The following is an 18229-nucleotide window of genomic DNA, read 5'->3' as shown; positions in this document are numbered from 1 at the left end:
TCATTGCAGACTCCACCTTTATATTACCTTATTTTCTTAAAGATCATAGGCATAGCGTCCGGGTCAATGGCATTCATATCCACCAATTTTAAGGATTTTACCATTTTTAAGGTGGTGGTTTTGTAATACTTGAAATGGGGTGTTTCGAGGTGAGACTCATAGGCTTTTTGATTAGCATAGATTTCCAATAACCTAATTTCGGTCGGGTTGTCTTTTTGGTACATCGGATAAATGGAAATTACCCCCGGCTCTAGCTTCATTGAGGCATTAGACTCCTCTTTAAGTATATTTAAATATTCATCAAGATACTCAGGTTCAATTTCAATCTCAACGAGCCTTATCATCATATTGTCCGGGATATGCTGTTGGTTTTGCAGGTTATCTTGTCCGAAAGAAATAAGTGGAATAGCAGTTATTAATATCAGGTATAATTTTTTCATTCGTCAAATATTATGGTGACACCAGCGATCATGTTTTGAGAAAGAGACTAAAGCAAGAAATTCATTAAGGTCATTTTAGTTAGTGCTTTTTTACTCAATGATATTCTCTATTTTATCGCCTGTCAGGTTTTGAATATTCCTTGTGATTTTTTCAATATCCCAGTTCCACCACTGAAGTTCTAAGAGTTTTGAAATGACTTCTTTAGAAAACCTCTTTTTAATTTCTTTGGCAGGGTTCCCTCCGACGATTGAATACGGTTCCACGTCTTTAACTACGGTAGAGTTTGTGGCAATAATTGCTCCGTCTCCAATAGTTACCCCAGCCATAATAGTGGCATTATAACCAATCCAAACATCATTGCCGATATGGATGTCTCCTTTTTGCGGATAAGATTTTCCGTCCATCGCGTTTTCCCAGCCATTTCCAAAAATGGCAAAAGGATAAGTTGACAAGGCATCTGTTAAATGATTGGCTCCGTTCATGATGAATTTGACGTCAGAGGCAATCATACAGAATTTTCCGATGATCAATTTGTCATCAACAAAGTCAAAATGGTATTTTACATTTTTCTCAAAGTTCTCAACGTTTTCAAAGTCATCGTAATACGTGTAATCACCAATGATGATATTCGGATTCTTCACTATGTTTTTTAAGAAACATAGTCTATCGTAATTCTTCAGAGGAAATTTTGTGTCTTTATCTGGTCCTGTCACTCAGTTTTGTCTTTTTAGTTTTCTGCCTTGAGTTGATTATTCAAGCTTACTTCATCCGGGAAGCCCCATTGTTCGGCAATTTTTCCGTCGGCGATTCGGTAAATCGCAGTCTCGTAAATGGCGACTTCCCTACCGGTCGAATCAAGCCCGTTAAATGTTCCCTGATGAGTTCCCGTCGATCTGAATCGGGTAACCACCCGGTCGCCCTCGCTGATCATGTCCACTATTTCTTCGTTCCAGTCGGGGAAGGATATTCTGTGTCCCGAAATGGAGGCGTTTGCTCCTTCAATGCCTTTCCACTCGATTCCGGCTATAAAATGGCAGACAAAATCCGGTGCCAGGATGTTGTCTAATTCATTAACCTGGCCGTTGCTCCATACCTCGTGGTATTTTTTGACGACTTCACGGTTGGCGTCAAGGTCGGCTTGTTCTGTTGTAGAACTGCAACCGTTAAAAAGAAGACTTCCTGCCAGAAGAAACATAAAAAAGAGTGATGTTTTCATTTCGGTTTTGGGTTAGAGGTTTATTTTTCAGGACGTTAAAAGGGGTGTGGTTGTCTGAAATGGGTTGGCTGACTAGGGCTTGGGTATCAGTTAATTTCCACTCATCTGTTTTTTAGCTTAAAAACTGAACTGTAATTTATATTTTATCCTTCGAATTTGCACCTAAACCAGAATGACTTTTACACCATGTTGGAAACAGCTTTTAACCCTATTCTTTTTTCAACAATTCGTTCAATGTTTTTACTGAGCTTTCACTACCTGATTCCACTGCCTTTGCGTAGCACTTTATAGCTTCCTCTTTATGGTCATATTTGAGGTAAGCTTCACCAAGAGAATCCCACAAATTACCATCCTCAGGAAATAATTGCACATTCAGTTTGAACAACTCTAAAGCCCAACCCGGTTCGTCTTCTTTTTTCAAACGACTATATCCCAGTCGATTGAAGATGGCATGGTCAGTTAATTCATGATTCAATTCTTTCTTAATAATATCCGGCAATTTTTCAGCCTCGGTAGGTGGATTTGTTTTCATAAACTCCTGAACTAGTTCATAAATATTCCTTGGAATTGTTGTGGCGGTATAATTGGGATCAAAAATCATTTTTCCAATTTCCCGGGCAACGTTTTCTGATTCTGGACCCAAAAAAGCATTTGTGATGTAGATAATAACCACATCATTATCTATAAACCTAACAAAATCTGCAAAATACAATCCATTACTGCCATTATGAGCTACGATCTTGGTGTCTCTATTACTTTCAGATATAGCCCAGCCATAACCATAATACGATGTCATATGATCATCCTCAGCTACATAAGGAGTTTCCTGGGTTTCTCTGGAATTTGATGTTAAAACGGCGTTGTTTTCCAATGCCAAATGCCATTTGTATAAATCCTCAACGGTAGAATGAATATCGCCTTTTCCTATACTATACCAATGTTTATCAGTGTAGGGTAGGTGTTGTTGGGTAGTCCCCCAATCTTCCCATTGCTCTTTATCTCTGTTATAATAGTAGCCATGTGCTAATCTTTCCGTGCTAAAGTTGATTCTTTTATATCCGGTACTTTTCATTTGAGCAGGAACAAACAAATTCTCATTCAGAAAAGAAGCATACGTTTGTCCTGAAACAGATTCTATTATTGCTGAGAGCAGAATGTAGTTGGCATTGGCATAATGGTGCCTTGTTCCGGGTTGAGATTGCAATTCTGACTCAAAAAATTCTTTTAAGAACTGTTCTTTACTCGCCTCATCATACCTAAAACCTCCGGTTCTGTTGGAGATTCCTGATGTATGAGTCAATAATTGATGAATTGTGATCTCACGTTTGTCTTCAGGTGCCTGATTAAAATAGATGCCTATTTCATCTGATGTTTTTATTTTTCCTTGCTCTACGAGTTTTAAAATAGCCGATGCTGTAAATTGTTTTGTGACAGAACCAATATTAAAGACGGTTGATGGTGAATTGGGTATTTTATTCTTTCTGTCAGCCCATCCATATCCTTCAGACAGCATAACTTCTCCTTGTTTAGCGACTAAAACAACTCCGGAAAAGCCATTTTTTACGCTGGATTCTAAATAAGTATCAATTTTATCGATGAGCTCCTGATTGGTATTTTGAGCGAACGAATCGAATGTCAGGAAGGTGATGAGGGAATAAATGACTGCTTTAACCAATGAATACATTTTAGTTTTTTTTGATGAATGGCTGCTTTAGCCTCTTGTACTTTCTCGGATGTACTTTGATTGTAGATGGTTGCCCGGAGTATGTAAAAAATGGGTTAGCAGCCGTTTATTTTTCAATGATTAAGTTTTCTAAATACCGAAGAGCTGTAGCCAAAAGGTTCTTACGACTCCCGGCTTTTTCCTGATAAGCCGTCAAGGTTTCTCTGTTTAGTTTTCTACCGTTTACAAAAACACATTCCGGACTCTTTAAGGTCGATAAGTCCTCCAGCGGGTTTTCATCCACTAAGATTAAGTTTGCCAGCTTACCCTCTTCCACGGTTCCAAGTTGATTCATCATTGAATGCGTTTGAGACGCATTGACAGTAGCTGTTTTTAAAACTTCATAATTTGAAAGGCCTGCTTCCTGATAAAATGCCAGCTCTTTATGAATGGAAAAACCCGGAAGAGTGACTCCAATGCCGGCATCAGTTCCACAAATAATCGTGACACCCGCCTCGTGTAGTTTTTTAACGATGGTCAGGTGAAATGCATGTTGTTTCTTTATCCGGTCAAGAGTCGAAGGGTCTTCTTGTTTGGCGTTGAACCAACGTTCAAATTGATTTTTACTATCTATCTTTTTGATCAGAGGATTCATGTAGGCCAGAGATCCTGATTCTAAAATGGAATCATTGATCATCATTTGATAGATATTATTAAATACCGTGATAGTCGGGCTATATCTTGCGTTTTTGAATGATGCAATTGAATCAATAATCACTTGCAGTTTCGCCGTATCCAAATCAAACTGTAGAGGCTGCTGTACAATTTCTTCAGCATGTTCAATCGATTTGATCTGGGGATGTAAATGATAGGAGAAGGGTACTTTTTGTGAGGGATGAGCCACGATATCGATTTCAGAAATATTGGCTTGGTCAAGCACGGCATCGAAGATTTCCTTATCCAACCCGTAATACGTTTTAATGAAGTTATACCCTCTGTTTTTATAGGATATGACCTTTTCTTTGGCCTCAGCGGGATTCGTCAGGTTCAAATTATCGTCACCGATAAATTCCCGACCCGTCAGTTTTGGTCCTGTTGTAAAAAATGTCGGGGAAATAATTTTGTTTTCATTGACGTCCTCTTTCATTCTCAAATGCATGGGCATACCCCAAAGGTTTCTAACAGCCGTTACGCCATTTGACAGGTAAAGTCCCAGTTCGTATCGATCCCACACATGAACGTGCATATCAATAAGGCCTGGTGTTAAGTATTTGTTTTTTGCATCAATTATCTCAATCCCTGCGATCGCAATAGTATCTGCAATTTTTTCAATGATGCCGTCTTTGATATACACTCTTTTATCAGCCAAAACAGTGTCCTGATTCATGGGTACTACATTGACATTCGTGATGATATATGAAGTCTTGGCGGTTTCTCCATTCTTGTCAATTTTTAAGTACCCGGTTCCTAGAGTATCAGCCCAGAATATTACCAATATGGATAGGGTCAGTACTCCTGCAAGCAGGAAGACAATCTTTAATAGTCGTTTCAGTATTTTCATTTTTCTGATTCTAATTAGAGCGATTCGCCCGTGAATATTCCAAAGGGGAACTTTCAAATTACAAAAATCTATTGGAAGGCTAACCTTTGAAAATGGCTTTGTGAGCTAATGGATGACCGTGTTTGTCAGATATTTAGTTTTTGATCAGCCTGTCTTTGGGGGAAATTACCTTTTAATTGTACTCTACTTTTGAGCTAGTTAAATGGCTCGAATCAGAACAGTTTAGGTCTCGTCCTCAAGGCTTCAAATAGATGGACCAGCCAGGAATAATGAATCCTGACCGGTCAGACTACAGCTTAAAAGTTTAGCCCGATGTAGATATTAGGCTCAAAAAGAAAGTAATCTCGCCATTTATCGTCAAGCTGCTTAAAGCCTTCGGGAGCATTGTTGCCGAACATCCAGTGCTGGCTATGCACCTGGGGTTCAATGAAAAATCGTTTTTTCTTACCTATGTCGATATGGTAACCCAAATGATATGAGTTATAAACTTTAAAACCATTGCCGAGTTTATTGCCTTCCAAGTCAATGTACGTTTGAAATTGTGGCAGAACTTCTGCTGTCGCAAATAGCCCTTTCCAAAGCATTCGTTGGTATGTAATACCTATTCCTGTTTCCCGAACGTGACCTGAATAGAACTCACTTTTTGTTTCTAATTTGTCTAAAAGGCCATCCCACCATGTGATTCCCATCGGTTGAAACAGTCGCCACGTGGCCAATTTCACACCGACGATATTCTTATTATCTAGATTACGTTTGACATGAAGTTCGATCATTTGCGTATTTTCTCTGTCGCTCCAGGAATCCCCGATGGGATCAGTGACGATAAAATACGGGAAACTCACCCTCCACTTGTGAGTTACTTCAGCTTCTTCCTTATCTTCTGAAGTATTCTTTTGAGCAAAAGCACTAACGGTGCAAAAGATTAAAATGGTTGTCAATAGCTTTTTCATTGTATTCATAATTTTTTGTTAAAAATTCGACTGATACAAAGACACTCCTCGGTGATTAAATTTTTTATTAGAAGGGAGTTGGATCTTTATTTGCTCTGCCTCAATCGATTTGACGCTGCAAAACTGAGAAGATAAGGAAGGTGAATCGTCCTGAAATGAAATTCAGGACTTCAAAGTGAGATTTCGTACTTTTTAAAAAGGCTTAGATTTGATTGGATTTCAACCAGGCTTTCGGAGTTAACCCTTCATTTTTTTTGAAGAAGGTATTGAATACCGATTTGGAACTGAAACCGCTGTCATAAGCTAGTCCCAATAGGGTAAGGTGATTATTATTAGGATTTAAGGCCTTCTCTTTGAAGTCCTCTATACGAAGTTTATTGATGTATTCATTGAAGTTTTGACCAATCCGATCATTCAGTAACCATGACAACTTATTACTGCTGGTATTCACTTTATCAGCCAACTCGCGTAACGATAAAGAGGGATTTTGAAACCACTTTTCTTCGCTCATTCCTAGTGCAAGTTTTTCTGAAACCATATCGGCTTCAGTATCGGACATTAAGGTTTTGGAGTCGGGAGGGGTAATTTGTATTTCAGGATTTGGAGGCAATAATTCTTTTCGGAAAGTGGCCTGAAGTAATTCCCGGAACCTCTCATATTGGTTTAAGGGTCTGAGGAACGGGATGTTCATATAGTTGATGATCTGACCGCTACGCAACTTGATGTTTTCGTCCAAGAAGTCCAATGCCATTTCGTGTTTCCCTAAATGGACCAATAAGAAAAGTTGCCAAGGGAATAGTGCTGCTCCCAAATCCTCTTTGATCATAAAACTTGCCCTGCTGATATCGATATCAATATCTTCATCCGGATTTACCAATTTGTATAACACACGGCATTCTTCCGGTCTCTCAACCAAAGGAGTTTTGTCTAAGAACTCATTTAGTTTTTCGTAATCTTTCGTTAGAATCAGGCAGAGCTGTTTTAGTGCAATGGAATGTGTGAAATCGGGGTTAATGCTTAATGAGATATCCAGGCATTCCAGGGCTTTTGAATAGCCCTCTTCTAAATAATGAATATTCGCTTTTGTGAAATAGTGATTTGGAGACAGCGGGTTTATTCTCAAAATATTGTCGGCATGCCATAGTGCTTTTTCGAAATAACCTACAGCGGTATACAACTCGCATAAACCTTCCTCTGCCTCTGTATAAGAGGGGTTTATCTCTAGTGCTTTTTGAAAGTTTTTATGACCCTCGATGAAATCCCATTGACCCCAAAATTGGAGTGTCGCCTTACCAAAATATCCTAAAGATGATTGTTTATCCAGTTTAAAGCCTTTCCTATGGTTCTCTTCTGACAACTGTAATATGTTTTTGTTATTCCCCCATGAGCCGTACATGGCGTAACTATAAGCCAAACCGAAATAGGGGAGAGCAAACGAAGGGTCAATGGTTACACAATGCTCATAGAGTTCCACAGAATTCCTGATTCCTTCACCATCCCATCTTAAATGCTGATAACGACCTTTAAGATATAGATCATATGCTTCGATATTATGTGTTGGTGCTTCTATTAAATGTTCCTTCACATTAAGGTGACCAAAGTTTTCCCGGATTTTATCGGCAATGTGTAAGCTTATTTCATCTTGCACAGCGAAGATGTCCTCCAGATCCCGATCAAAGTTTTTTGACCAGAAGTGAGTGCCGTCAAGCGTGCTGATCAACTGTGCTGTAATGCGAACTCTGTTTTTAGCTTTACGGACACTCCCCTCCAAAACGGTATTGACTCCCAACTGCTCCCCAATGGTTCGCACGTCCATATTTTTATTCTTAAACGCGAATGAGGATGTGCGGGCAATCACTTTCAGGCCTTTTACGGTGGTGAGTGCATTGATGATTTCTTCGGTAATGCCATCGCTGAAGTATTCGTTCTCAGGGTCGGCACTCATATTTACAAAAGGGAGAACTGCAATCGACTTATCGGAAGGTGATATGGGCAGATGATTGCTTATTTTCACAATACAGCAGGAGAGCTTCTTTGAATTGACATTGAATACTCGAAATTAGGACTTTTATTCCTGAATTTCCCTAACAGCTTGGTATTAGAAAAGATAAGAGCGGTAAAGTGGTACACTCGCAATTACCTGTTCATTTTCAAATTGCCATAATGATCTGAATATGTGAGGGCGTGTTCCGATCTGGCGTGGTAAGCTCTCATATATTTAATGTTGTAAATAGTTTTTTATGGTTCATGTGTTTGAATCAGTGTTTGTGTGGTATCTGTATTTTTCTGGTCACTTGTCGCTTGGTCACGCGGCAATAATTGTATTTGCTTTTCTTTTTGGGTTATTTGAGGCGACTCATTATGAAAGAAAACGGAATGAAAGAATAGCCCAGCAGAAAAAGAAAACCCAATTATACCAAAGGTCATCATCAGTATTTGATAGTCTTGCCACTTGCCTAAAAAGTTGTTGTATGTTTTTGGTGGTTTGTATAGTCCCTTATTTTCAATAGTTTCAATGCAGTCGTTAAGGAATTTTTTAACCTTTCGTTCTTTGGACCTTAATTCATGCTTTACAACCTCATCTGAGAGCGAAGCTGGTAGTATTAAGTATTACGGAAAACTCAAAGTTATTAATGTATCGATATTCTGGCGAGTCGAAACCGAAAAAGTCTTTTATGTAAGATGTCGTTTGGGAGACCCAAGTCGAATCGTTGTACGAGTTGTCATCAATTTTTAGAATTTGATTTTTAATATTTTAATAGCCTTTTTAGGATTCATCGTATGAGGCAGTTTAAAATACGACTAAAAGTTGAGGGTCATAATGAGATTAAAGAGATTAGTGAAAAGATAGTCGATAGGCTTGATGAGGTCGAGTCTCTTATAGAACAATTGTGAAATGTAGGTCTGGGTTTTAAGATAGAAAAGCCAAGACCTTCTTCTGAAGATCGGTAGAGATGCCAGTAAAGGAAATGTCCAGTTCCCCATTGCATAGCTTGTTGATTTTTATTTGTCCATTCGAGTTTTCAATTTCATGCTTTAAAGGACTAATAAGGTCGAGAATTGAATCTTCCTCAAATTTTCTCAATTCGTTGGTTAAATCTTCAATAAGTCAGTCAATCGCATTGTTGCCTGATTGATTCTCATATTCGAATATTATTTGTGCCATTTTTTTAATTATTTATAACGTGCGGATTAACGAATGTCTCTTTTCCTCCGCAAAAAGGAATGTCGTTAATCCGCGTTTCATGAGCAATATAGTTCTTTAGCCCGAGTCTAAAGGATTTTGTATTAGGCTAACCTCATAAACCCTACCTTACAGCCTAAAAACCAGCCCAAAGACACTCCCTTTCCCGGGCTCACTTTTAACTGTGACTTTGGCCCCCAGTTCGTCTGCTATTCGTTTGACAATGCTCAGGCCCAGGCCGGTGCTTTGTTCGCCGTCAGTAGGGGTGGAGGCTGTTTTGCCGTATTTTTTGAACAGTAAAGACTGATCTTCTTTGCTAATGCCCACACCCAGATCTTTTACCTGAAAATGAAGCTTTTTGCCATCTTTATAGACTTTGAGCCACACTTTGGCATGGCGGTTTGAGAATTTCAGGGCATTGGAGATCAGGTTTTCCAGAGCTCTCCTGAGGAGCTTTCCGTCGGTTTGAAAAATAAAGTCCTCTGAAAGATTAAAGTCGTTCACTATCGTGATGTCTTTGCCTTTGGCTGCAGGAGCAAAATCAGCGATTAATTCCGATATAAACTCTGCTAACGGTAATGGTTGTACGTCAATGGTGTGACTATTGATTTCCATCCGTTCAATGTCCAGAATATTGTCAATCATCTCCTGCCCGTAGCCTGCCATTTTCTCAATCATCTCACTGCTCTCCGCCACTTTCAGAGGCGAGCTGGCCAGGTTTTCCCGCAAGGTGCGGTTCCAGAGTAAAATACTGTTAAATGGTGATCGCAAATCATGCGAAACAATACTTATAAGATTGTTCTTCTCTGAGTTAAGCTCAGTGAGTTTATCCCTTTGTTTTTCTATCAGTCGGTTTTGCCGGGCCAGCTGAGCATTTTTACGCCGGTTTTTTTGCAGAGCAAAGGCGATACCCGCCACGGCGGCCAGTGCCAGCAAAAGTCCACCGATGAGTAGCGTTCGCTGCTGTCGCTGTGAAGTCAATTGTGTATTGAGAAGCTCATTCTCAGTTTCCCGCTCCCGGGCATTATACTGCTCCTGCAGCTCGCTGATGCGTTCGTTGGTCTCCACATTGATGATCTCCTGCCGGGTGCTTTCGGCTTGTCGGTAGTAAGAGAGAGCCTGCCGGTAATTTCCTATATTTTCATGAACCGTGGCCAGATGCTCCTGCGTCTCCATAATCCTTTCTTTGGAGTTAAGTTCCTCGGCCAAGCCAAGTGACTTCTCAAAAAGCCTCAAAGCTTCCTGATATTTATCCTGCCCAAACTTTACCGAAGCCAGGTTATTGGTATTGGCCCATACATCTGCTTTGAGGTCTTTACCTTTGAGATAATCGAGATTTTGAAGGGTGTATTTTTCGGCCTCATCATAGCGTTCCAGCTTTACCATCAGCGATGCCATATTGATTCGCAGATCGGCCATACCACGTTCATCGCCCAGTTCCTCTTTTATTTTGAGCGACTCGCCGTAAGAGTAAAGGGCACTATCCAGGAGGTCCAGTCTACGGTAAGCAATGCCTAGGTTATTATAAAAAACCGAAAGCCGTTTGGGGTTGTCTTGCTGCAGCTCAGGATTGCTAATGGCCTCCTGATAAATGCTTTTGGCCCGTTCATACTGATTCGTATGCAAATACACAGCCCCCATATCATTAAAAGCAGCATTAATGCTGAATTTGTCATTGGCTTTACGGGCCTTTTCCAGCATTTCAAGGTATTTAGGCAAAGCCAGACCATAATTGCCTTCGTACTCATCTGCCCAGCCCTCAAAACGCAGGGCATAAAGCTCACCCTGAGGTACGCCACTCTCTTTTGTAAGTGTTCTAAGCTGCTTACCCATAATACGTAAAGAGTCAATTTTGGCATCATCATAGAGCTGTGCAATGTTATAAAGAGAGTCCATTTTTTCCAGCGGAGTTAGCTGGGCTGTCAGCAAACCGGGAAGAAACAGCAGGAAAAGAAGGTTTTTTGTCAACGTATTTTTTTGGGTTTTGATCAGTCTAATTTAGTCACATTTGGTAGCGAAGCAATAGTCGCGGACAACACAATTTGTTTCCGACCGGTACAGTTTATGAGCTTTCAGGATCAGGTTATTGATTTCAAAGAACCACAGATGAACAGAATATCTTAAATTGAGCCTTCATGCAATTCGGCTCAAAACTGCTCATTTTGCTTTTGATTTCCTGTGGTCTTTCGGCTACGGAAGTACCGGCATTACACGTTCATGAAAGCGGTTTGTCGTCATTTTATGATCATCTCTTTACCAGCGATCACTTGCCCGAGGCTCAATGGAAAGGTGAGCAGAAATTCAGTTTAGACTATTCAGGGGTAAAGGCCGGCTCTGCTTTGCTGTTTGTCGGTGATGCTCAATACATTGAAGTTGTCCATAATCAAAAAGATACCCTGTACGGTGGAGCTTTTCAATCAGATCGGAAGATCAAAAACAGGACGGCTCGGTACCTTTTGCCCGTCCAACTGATTGAAGGGCAGAATACTTTTCAGGTAATGGCCACAAACTGTACAGATGAAGCTTATTTTCTGAAACCGGTCTTGTTTGCCAACAGCAGTTTAGAAGAAGCCCGACCGTTGATTTTGACACAAAATGAGCGGGCCAGAAACATTCATTATGCAGTCTTTTGTGTGCTGTGCATCATTCTGGTTTATGCCATTTTTCAGTTTGTCTTATTGCACAAAAAAAGCTTTAGAACTTATGCCCTCTATGTGGCCAGTATTATCGTATTTCTGCTCTTTTTTGCCGATGATTTCTTTCAAACACACCTTCTAACCGGTGGAAATCCGCAACCTTACAGTGGTTTAAATCTGATTCCTCAGGGATTGATTTATGTGCTCTATGCTGAGTTTGGGCTCGGCTTTCTGGAGGTCAAAGAAAAGGATAACCTACTTTTTAAAGTAAGTCGTGTTTTTCAGATTCTCACCATGGGCATTGTGACGGTGAATGCCTTTTATCAGATGAATTCTACAGAGAAGACTTTCTTCAATCAGTATATCTACATTCTTTATTTTTTGCCGCTGCTTCTTTCCACTTTTATGGCCTTGCGGATCATTGTCCGGTTTAAAGATCCGATCAAATGGTTTATCATTCTGGGTTCGGTGTTTATTACCGCGGGTACGTTTATTGAGATACTCGGGGTCTATGTTTTTGAGCGATTAAAGCCACGAAGCTTCTATTTTATTCCTTCCTCTGGTATCATGGATTTTAATTATACCGAAATAGGCTATGTGCTTGAAAGTTTGATTTTTCTTCTGGGTATAGCCTATAAAAACTCAAGAACTGAAAGGAATGTACAATGGCTCAATGAGCAAACGATCATGCAGCTCAGAGAGAAAGAACAATTGGAAAAGCAGGTCAATGACTTGCTCAATGAAAAGCTCAAAATCAGTGAAGACAAACTGGCTGGTGAAAAACTCCAAAACGAGAACGAGCGGAACAAAACCAAACTGATGCAGGCACAGCTGAAGTCGCTGCAGCTGCAAATGAACCCTCATTATTTGTTCAATTCATTGAACTCTATCAACGATTTTATCATCTCTAAAAAGCCCCGTCAGGCTTCAGAGTATTTGGCTCTTTACGCCCGCATGATGCGAAATACGCTGCGAAACTCCGATCAGGCTTTTAATACCCTGGAGCAAGAGCTACAGTATTGCGAAGATTACCTCAAGCTGGAAGCACTTCGTTTTGAAGGGAAATTCGATTTTGAAATCATCAGACCTAAAAATCTGGATCTTCTGGATTATAAACTCCCCGGAATGATGTTACAGCCCATTTTGGAAAACGCAGTTTGGCACGGTATCATGAACATTGATTATAAAGGAATTATAAAACTGGACGCTTCTAAGAGTCATGCCGAACGGCTGTTTATTGACATCACAGATAACGGAACCGGACTCGGCAAAGAGCAGGCAGGAAAGGGTAGCTACGGCCTTCGAAATATCAGAGATAAAGTACAATTAATCAACCAACTATACGGCAAAGAGCTAAGCTTCACTATAGAAAACCGCAAAGAAAAGAGTGGGGTAGAGGTGCGGTTTGAAATTCCTTTTTTCGAGGTTTGATAGCACATGGATGTCATGGATTTTCGAGGGAAAGGCAGTGTAAATCCCTTATCTCGAAGGAATCCGTCAAATCTGAGAGCCAGAAGAGTAGAAAAAGCAAAAAGGCTAAATTTAAGGAATGAAAAACTTTACCACCATTATAGTCGACGATGAGTCGCATGCCATCCGTACCCTACAGGCTCAGCTGGTGTGGACGGAGCTGCCTATTGAGGTAATGGCCACGGCTACTTCCGTAAATGTGGCTCGTGAAGTTTTAAAAAAGCATCAGCCCGACTTTCTTTTTCTTGATGTTAAAATGCCTGTAAAAGGTGGCTTTGATCTCTTCCATGAAATCGATCTTTCAGGTATAGAAGTCATTTTTATCACGGCTCATGACGAGTTCGCTCTCAAAGCCTTCAAACATCAGGCGGCAGGTTATCTGATGAAACCGGTGATCACTGATGAATTGAGAGATCTTCTCGAAAAGCTGATGCAAAAACGTTGGCCGACCGAGCGAACTCAATACCTGCTAACTGACGGCAAAGACGGAATGACCCGTATCGCTTTTGATGAAATCCTCTATGTTAAATCAGATGGACCTCATTCAGAAATCTTTATGTCAGATGGTAAAAAGGTAACGCTCAACAAGTTATTGAAAGAGCTTGAAGTTCAGTTGGGTAGGCAGTTTTACCGTTTACATCATCAGTATCTCGTCAATCTTAGGAAAGTTGCAGAGGTCAGCAAAGGCCGAAATGCCGAAGCTGTGCTTTATGATGGTACAAAACTTCCGGTAAGTCGCTCAAAAAAGGCGGAGTTCTACGCGGCCTTTGAATCATTCGCTTAGCCATAAAATGGAAAATCGTACGGGTTATTCTTTTTGAACAACCGCTTATTGATGCTCACTCCTTTTTAGAGCATTAAATGCCTTGCTTGCTTTTGTATCCAATTGTTTTCAATGATGATAAGAAAAGCACTGAACCTTATCCTTTTTGTGGCCCTCATTTCCTGCGAAACCAAAGAGCCCGAATTACCACTGGCTGATCAGGTCATGGGCGATTATACGCTGAATTCGGTTTCAGATGGCTCCGCTTCACTTGATTTACCCTATGTCAATGACGATCAGGAAACGATTTCCGGAAGGGTGGTGGTCACTAAAATTTCCGATACGGAGGTGAAAATCGTTTTTATTGTCACCACAGAAACCAGCTCCATTCGCTATAGTGATCCTGAAGTAATGGAACCCTTTACCCTGGTAAAAGAGAATGGTGTGATTATAGGGAGTTTCAACTTTCAAAATGTAGAGTTTACGGGCGAAAATATCGATCTGATTTTGAAATACAGTAGTGGTAATGTTTTGACTTATAGTGGATTGAAAGATGATGAATAGAGGATGGTTATGAGAAGATTTCTTTCGATAGCTCTGGTTCTTTTATCATTTACCTGCTTTGCTGCTACTGTAACCTGGGATGGTGGAGCGGGTACTCCAAATTGGGGAGATGCGGCTAATTGGGATACCAATACCTTGCCGGGTATTTCAGATGATGTGGTTATTAATAATGACTCAGTAGTTTTCAACCTCAATACCACCATTGAGAGTCTGTTGTTGAATTCCGCAGTTCTGGATCTGGTATCCGGTTCTGATAGCCTTATTGTTACGGGAAACGGTGGAACAGGAATAAGACTCATGAATAATTCCAAATTGAAGATTGACCGGCCCTTAAAAGTTCAGAATGTCAGCCTTGACGGTGTTTACATGACAGATTCATTTCTGGCAGTTTATAAGTTTGGTTCATTATCGGTAGATCAGACGGGAGGAAACGGGATAAATCTGGATATCAATAGCTCAATTTACAACGAAAAGGGTCACGTATATGTTTCCAATACTTTTTCATTAGGAGTTTTGAATATCGGAGGCATTACTAATACGGGTGGTTTAGAAGTGTTTGATTGCGGAAGTTCGGGAATAAAGAATGACGGAAACCTTCTTAACTCTGGTCATATTACTCTTGAAGATAATGGGAGTGCCGGTTTAATGAATAACGGATACTTTGAAAATCAGGGAACAGTAACTACACACAATGATCATATCAATAATTCAAATGCCAGTGCACAGTTGATAAATTCCGGATTAATCAGCTTTTCTGCCTCAGGGAATGTCAACTTTTTTTTAGATAACAGTTCGGGTAGTTTTGTTAATCAATCAAGCGGAACAATTGACATGCTGACCAAGGGGGCATACCCGCTTGAAAACGACAGTTATTTTGTCAATCACGGAACAATCAATGTTGAGGAGGCTCAAATCAATTGTCTGATGAACTTTTCAGGGTCTGAGTTTTTAAATTACGGGACCTTAAATCTTAAGAAATCAGGGATCAGGGGAATCGATAACTCAGGTGCTACTTCTAGGTTCGTTAACATGAGCAGCGGAATTGTCAATATTGATTCATGCGATTATGGGATATTCAATGAAGGTCATTTTAAGAATCAAGGTGAATTAAATCTACGAAGTGGTGTGGCAGATTTCGCTGTAGATCATGCCAGCATTTCCGACTCGCTCATTAACTCAGGCGATATCAATTGTACCGGCGGGAAGTTTAATAATCGGGGCTTTTTACTTAATCAAAATGGAGGAAGAATTGCCTTATTCAACGAACTCTTCATAAGCGACTATCTGGAAAATAGAGGCCATATTTCCAGCAGGTTTGCCCCTGAACATGCTGTGAAGCTTATTGATACACTGGAGAATCATGGAACCATGTCTTTTGCTGCCCCTGCCCAGAACGGTATTTATTGCCCGTCCATCAATGACGGTTTTATCGACAACAGAGCAGGTGCATCTCTAATTCTGAGCTCGTCAACGTATACAGGTTTGAGTGGTAATATCTTTTTGAAAAATGCCGGAACATTCAAAGTCTTATCGCCAGGTCTTGATGGTGTAAATCTTAGTGGAACCCAGATTGGTATTGAAAATAGCGGCCTTATAGAAATTAACAATACTTCAGGGTATGGGGTCAGAATGTACGGAACTGTATCCGAGGTTTTTAAAAATAGTTCAGGTGGACTTATTCAAATTGAAAACTGTACTGATGACGGCATCAACATTGGTAAACAATTTTCTGTCGTGGCTAATTTTGAGAATTTTGGTGAACTACGAATTTCTAATGTTGACGGTGATGGTATCAACTCCACTCTTGACAGCCTGATCAATAAATCAGTCATTGTTATTGAGTACTGTTCTGGTTCGGGACTTAACTCGCCCTTTACACAGAATTATGCCTTAGCAGAGATCAGTGTTGATTCAGCCGGCGTATATGGTTTGAGCAGCAAATGTTTGAACAGCGGAAATATTTCGACATACCGGACAGGTCAGGGCTTAAACCTTCCTGAACTGGATAATTTCGGGAATATTTTATTGGATGGATCAGCTCAAAAAGGTCTCCAGTTTTTAAGTAATAATGGTTTTTTGCATAATCATTTGGGTTCGCAGCTGGCGGTTAAAAATTGTTCGGGCGATGGTATTTTGCTCTATAACAGATTGATTAATCATGGTGTTTTAGAAATAGATGGAGCCACCAATGGTCTGAAAATCACGAATCAAACTTTTTCTGATAGTCTTATAAATACCGGCGATTTAATTATCAAAAATTGCTCTGAATATGGCATATTTTCAGCTTTCGGAACTCAAATGGTTGCCAGAAACAGAGAGCAGGGTTTAATAAGAATTACGAATACAAGCGGGCCGTCTATAGCTTTCTCTTCTTCTTCACAATTGATCAATGAAACCTGTGCCAGCATTATAGTAGATAGTGATATTGGCAGCTTTACGAATTACGGTTTCGTGAGCACTTCACATGATTCGCCCTATACTTTTTACGAGTTTTTCAACCATGGTATTTTTGAAGACCAGGAGGCTCAATTGGTTTTTGACAATGACTTTCACAATACGGGAATAGTTATTCAGCCGGTAAGAGGGACCCCCTCACTGATGGTTAATGAACATAATGTGATCTCCACCGCAAGCTCCATTTTTACAAAGAATTATTCGCTTTATGCTAATCAAAATAAAACTGGGATTATAGGTGAATTTGACTACGTGAATGAGGTGGTAAGGTTTCAACAAAACGGATTGGCAGAAGATACGGCCTATATGTTTTACGATTGGGCAAATTGCGGAGAAGAGAAAATGCTGACCATTCCTATCAGGCAGAATCATGACTGCGGAGGGCAGTTTACTTCTGCCAGTTTTGGAGATAATGTACTTCCGACAACCAACTGGTTTGAGCCCACCAATTGGGATACCAAACAGGTGCCGGATGGCTGCACCGATGTTACACTTCATTCGGGTAGGCCGGAGATACCAGCGGGAGCAAAGGCGAGAGTTCATTTTATCAATGCCGATCAGCAGTTTGGAGCAAACTTCCTGAATATTCCGGCGGGTACGGTTTTTGAGTCAGGAGATTAAATCAATCCATTCTGCACCGCCACTTTGATTAAACCCACTATATTATCAACCCCAAGTTTGATCATTATATTTTTACGGTGGCTGTCAACAGTGCTGACGCTTAAGAAGAGTTGTTCAGCTATTTGGGAGCTTGAGTATTCCTGTGCTACCAGTTTGAGAACTTCCAGCTCGCGTTTACTGAGAAGTTCTTTCATTTTATTTTCCGGAGTCGTAACAGTGTTGAGGTGCTCAGTCTGATAGCGATCAGTGAAATATTCCTCTCCTTTAGCAACAGACTCAATAGCCTCTGAAAGTAATTCAACGGGGCTGTCTTTAAGAATATAGCCCTGAAGACCCAGGGGTTTAAGCTTATTGAAATAGCGGTTTCCCCTCACCAATGTCAGATAGAGGATTTTCAGATCAGGCTGTATCCTTCTGATTTTTTTGAGAAGAATTTCAGGCTCCATGTCCGGCAATTGAAGATCAAGAAGAAGAACATCAGTAGTAGTCAAAGGCAGATTTTCCAGTAGTTCATTTGCGGAGCCCATGGAGTTCAATACCTCAAAATCACCTCGCGATTTCAGGAGACCCTCAAGGCCTTTTCTGAAAATCTCATGGTCATCTACAAGAGCAAGGCGAATCATAAGCCGATAAATTCTGACAAACTTGAAGCTCAAATATAGCTAAGCTGACGGATTTTCAAGGATAGCCATTGATTAATAAAGCG

The 18229-nt window shown here is 40.4% G+C and carries 13 protein-coding genes; 4 read left to right on the top strand and 9 right to left on the bottom strand.

Annotated elements, in window-relative coordinates; translation table 11 throughout:
• Positions 1-23 precede the first annotated feature (23 nt).
• The 8 genes from AFM12_RS14360 to AFM12_RS14320 all read right to left on the bottom strand — a co-directional run bounded on the left by AFM12_RS14360 (position 24) and on the right by AFM12_RS14320 (position 10983).
• Entirely contained in the window at positions 24-440 is a 417-nt protein-coding gene (locus tag AFM12_RS14360) for a putative quinol monooxygenase (protein WP_082391355.1), read from the bottom strand.
• Positions 441-530: 90 nt separating this feature from the next.
• On the bottom strand, positions 531-1154 hold the full coding sequence (locus tag AFM12_RS14355) for a CatB-related O-acetyltransferase (RefSeq protein WP_055149415.1): 624 nt from the start codon (positions 1152-1154) through the stop codon (positions 531-533).
• Positions 1155-1168: 14 nt separating this feature from the next.
• Positions 1169-1657: an ester cyclase gene (locus AFM12_RS14350; protein ID WP_082391354.1), complete on the bottom strand. Its 489-nt coding sequence runs from the start codon at positions 1655-1657 to the stop codon at positions 1169-1171.
• A gap of 208 nt (positions 1658-1865) precedes the next feature.
• Entirely contained in the window at positions 1866-3341 is a 1476-nt protein-coding gene (locus AFM12_RS14345) for a serine hydrolase domain-containing protein (protein WP_055149411.1), read from the bottom strand.
• A 106-nt stretch (positions 3342-3447) separates the two neighbouring features.
• The gene (locus AFM12_RS14340; RefSeq protein ID WP_055149543.1) at positions 3448-4881 is read right to left on the bottom strand and encodes an amidohydrolase family protein; all 1434 of its coding nucleotides are present in this window, start codon (positions 4879-4881) and stop codon (positions 3448-3450) included.
• A gap of 296 nt (positions 4882-5177) precedes the next feature.
• On the bottom strand, positions 5178-5831 hold the full coding sequence (locus AFM12_RS14335) for a hypothetical protein (RefSeq protein ID WP_055149541.1): 654 nt from the start codon (positions 5829-5831) through the stop codon (positions 5178-5180).
• A gap of 202 nt (positions 5832-6033) precedes the next feature.
• Positions 6034-7845, bottom strand: a complete 1812-nt coding sequence (locus tag AFM12_RS14330) for a helix-turn-helix domain-containing protein (protein ID WP_510186028.1) — start codon at positions 7843-7845, stop codon at positions 6034-6036.
• Between the two features lie 1299 nt (positions 7846-9144).
• Complete coding sequence (locus AFM12_RS14320; protein ID WP_055149405.1) at positions 9145-10983, bottom strand: ATP-binding protein; 1839 nt, start codon at positions 10981-10983, stop codon at positions 9145-9147.
• A 167-nt stretch (positions 10984-11150) separates the two neighbouring features.
• Between AFM12_RS14320 and AFM12_RS14315 the strand changes: the two genes are divergently transcribed.
• From AFM12_RS14315 to AFM12_RS14300, 4 genes are all read left to right on the top strand, one after another.
• Positions 11151-13082 (top strand): sensor histidine kinase, encoded by a 1932-nt coding sequence (locus tag AFM12_RS14315; protein WP_055149403.1) that lies wholly within the window; start codon positions 11151-11153, stop codon positions 13080-13082.
• Between the two features lie 118 nt (positions 13083-13200).
• Positions 13201-13905: a LytR/AlgR family response regulator transcription factor gene (locus AFM12_RS14310; protein WP_055149401.1), complete on the top strand. Its 705-nt coding sequence runs from the start codon at positions 13201-13203 to the stop codon at positions 13903-13905.
• 111 nt (positions 13906-14016) lie between these two features.
• Positions 14017-14448, top strand: a complete 432-nt coding sequence (locus AFM12_RS14305) for a hypothetical protein (protein WP_131458380.1) — start codon at positions 14017-14019, stop codon at positions 14446-14448.
• Positions 14449-14457: 9 nt separating this feature from the next.
• Entirely contained in the window at positions 14458-17523 is a 3066-nt protein-coding gene (locus AFM12_RS14300; RefSeq protein WP_131458378.1) for a hypothetical protein, read from the top strand.
• Here the strand turns inward: AFM12_RS14300 and AFM12_RS14295 are convergent.
• Entirely contained in the window at positions 17520-18146 is a 627-nt protein-coding gene (locus AFM12_RS14295) for a response regulator transcription factor (protein WP_055149395.1), read from the bottom strand. The two genes, AFM12_RS14300 and AFM12_RS14295, sit on opposite strands and share 4 nt — an antisense overlap.
• Positions 18147-18229 lie beyond the last annotated feature (83 nt).

This window comes from Jiulongibacter sediminis, assembly GCF_001306455.1.
Taxonomy (GTDB): Bacteria; Bacteroidota; Bacteroidia; order Cytophagales; family Spirosomataceae; genus Jiulongibacter; species Jiulongibacter sediminis.
Note: the sequence above shows the minus strand (reverse complement) of the source record. Positions and strands in the feature narration are given on the sequence as shown.

Coding starts and splice junctions, on each gene's coding strand:
- AFM12_RS14360 (WP_082391355.1), bottom strand. CDS start 440: ATGAAAAAATTATACCTGATATTAATAACTGCTATTCCACTTATTTCT.
- AFM12_RS14350 (WP_082391354.1), bottom strand. CDS start 1,657: ATGAAAACATCACTCTTTTTTATGTTTCTTCTGGCAGGAAGTCTTCTT.
- AFM12_RS14345 (WP_055149411.1), bottom strand. CDS start 3,341: ATGTATTCATTGGTTAAAGCAGTCATTTATTCCCTCATCACCTTCCTG.
- AFM12_RS14340 (WP_055149543.1), bottom strand. CDS start 4,881: ATGAAAATACTGAAACGACTATTAAAGATTGTCTTCCTGCTTGCAGGA.
- AFM12_RS14335 (WP_055149541.1), bottom strand. CDS start 5,831: ATGAAAAAGCTATTGACAACCATTTTAATCTTTTGCACCGTTAGTGCT.
- AFM12_RS14315 (WP_055149403.1), top strand. CDS start 11,151: ATGCAATTCGGCTCAAAACTGCTCATTTTGCTTTTGATTTCCTGTGGT.
- AFM12_RS14310 (WP_055149401.1), top strand. CDS start 13,201: ATGAAAAACTTTACCACCATTATAGTCGACGATGAGTCGCATGCCATC.
- AFM12_RS14305 (WP_131458380.1), top strand. CDS start 14,017: ATGATGATAAGAAAAGCACTGAACCTTATCCTTTTTGTGGCCCTCATT.
- AFM12_RS14300 (WP_131458378.1), top strand. CDS start 14,458: ATGAGAAGATTTCTTTCGATAGCTCTGGTTCTTTTATCATTTACCTGC.
- AFM12_RS14295 (WP_055149395.1), bottom strand. CDS start 18,146: ATGATTCGCCTTGCTCTTGTAGATGACCATGAGATTTTCAGAAAAGGC.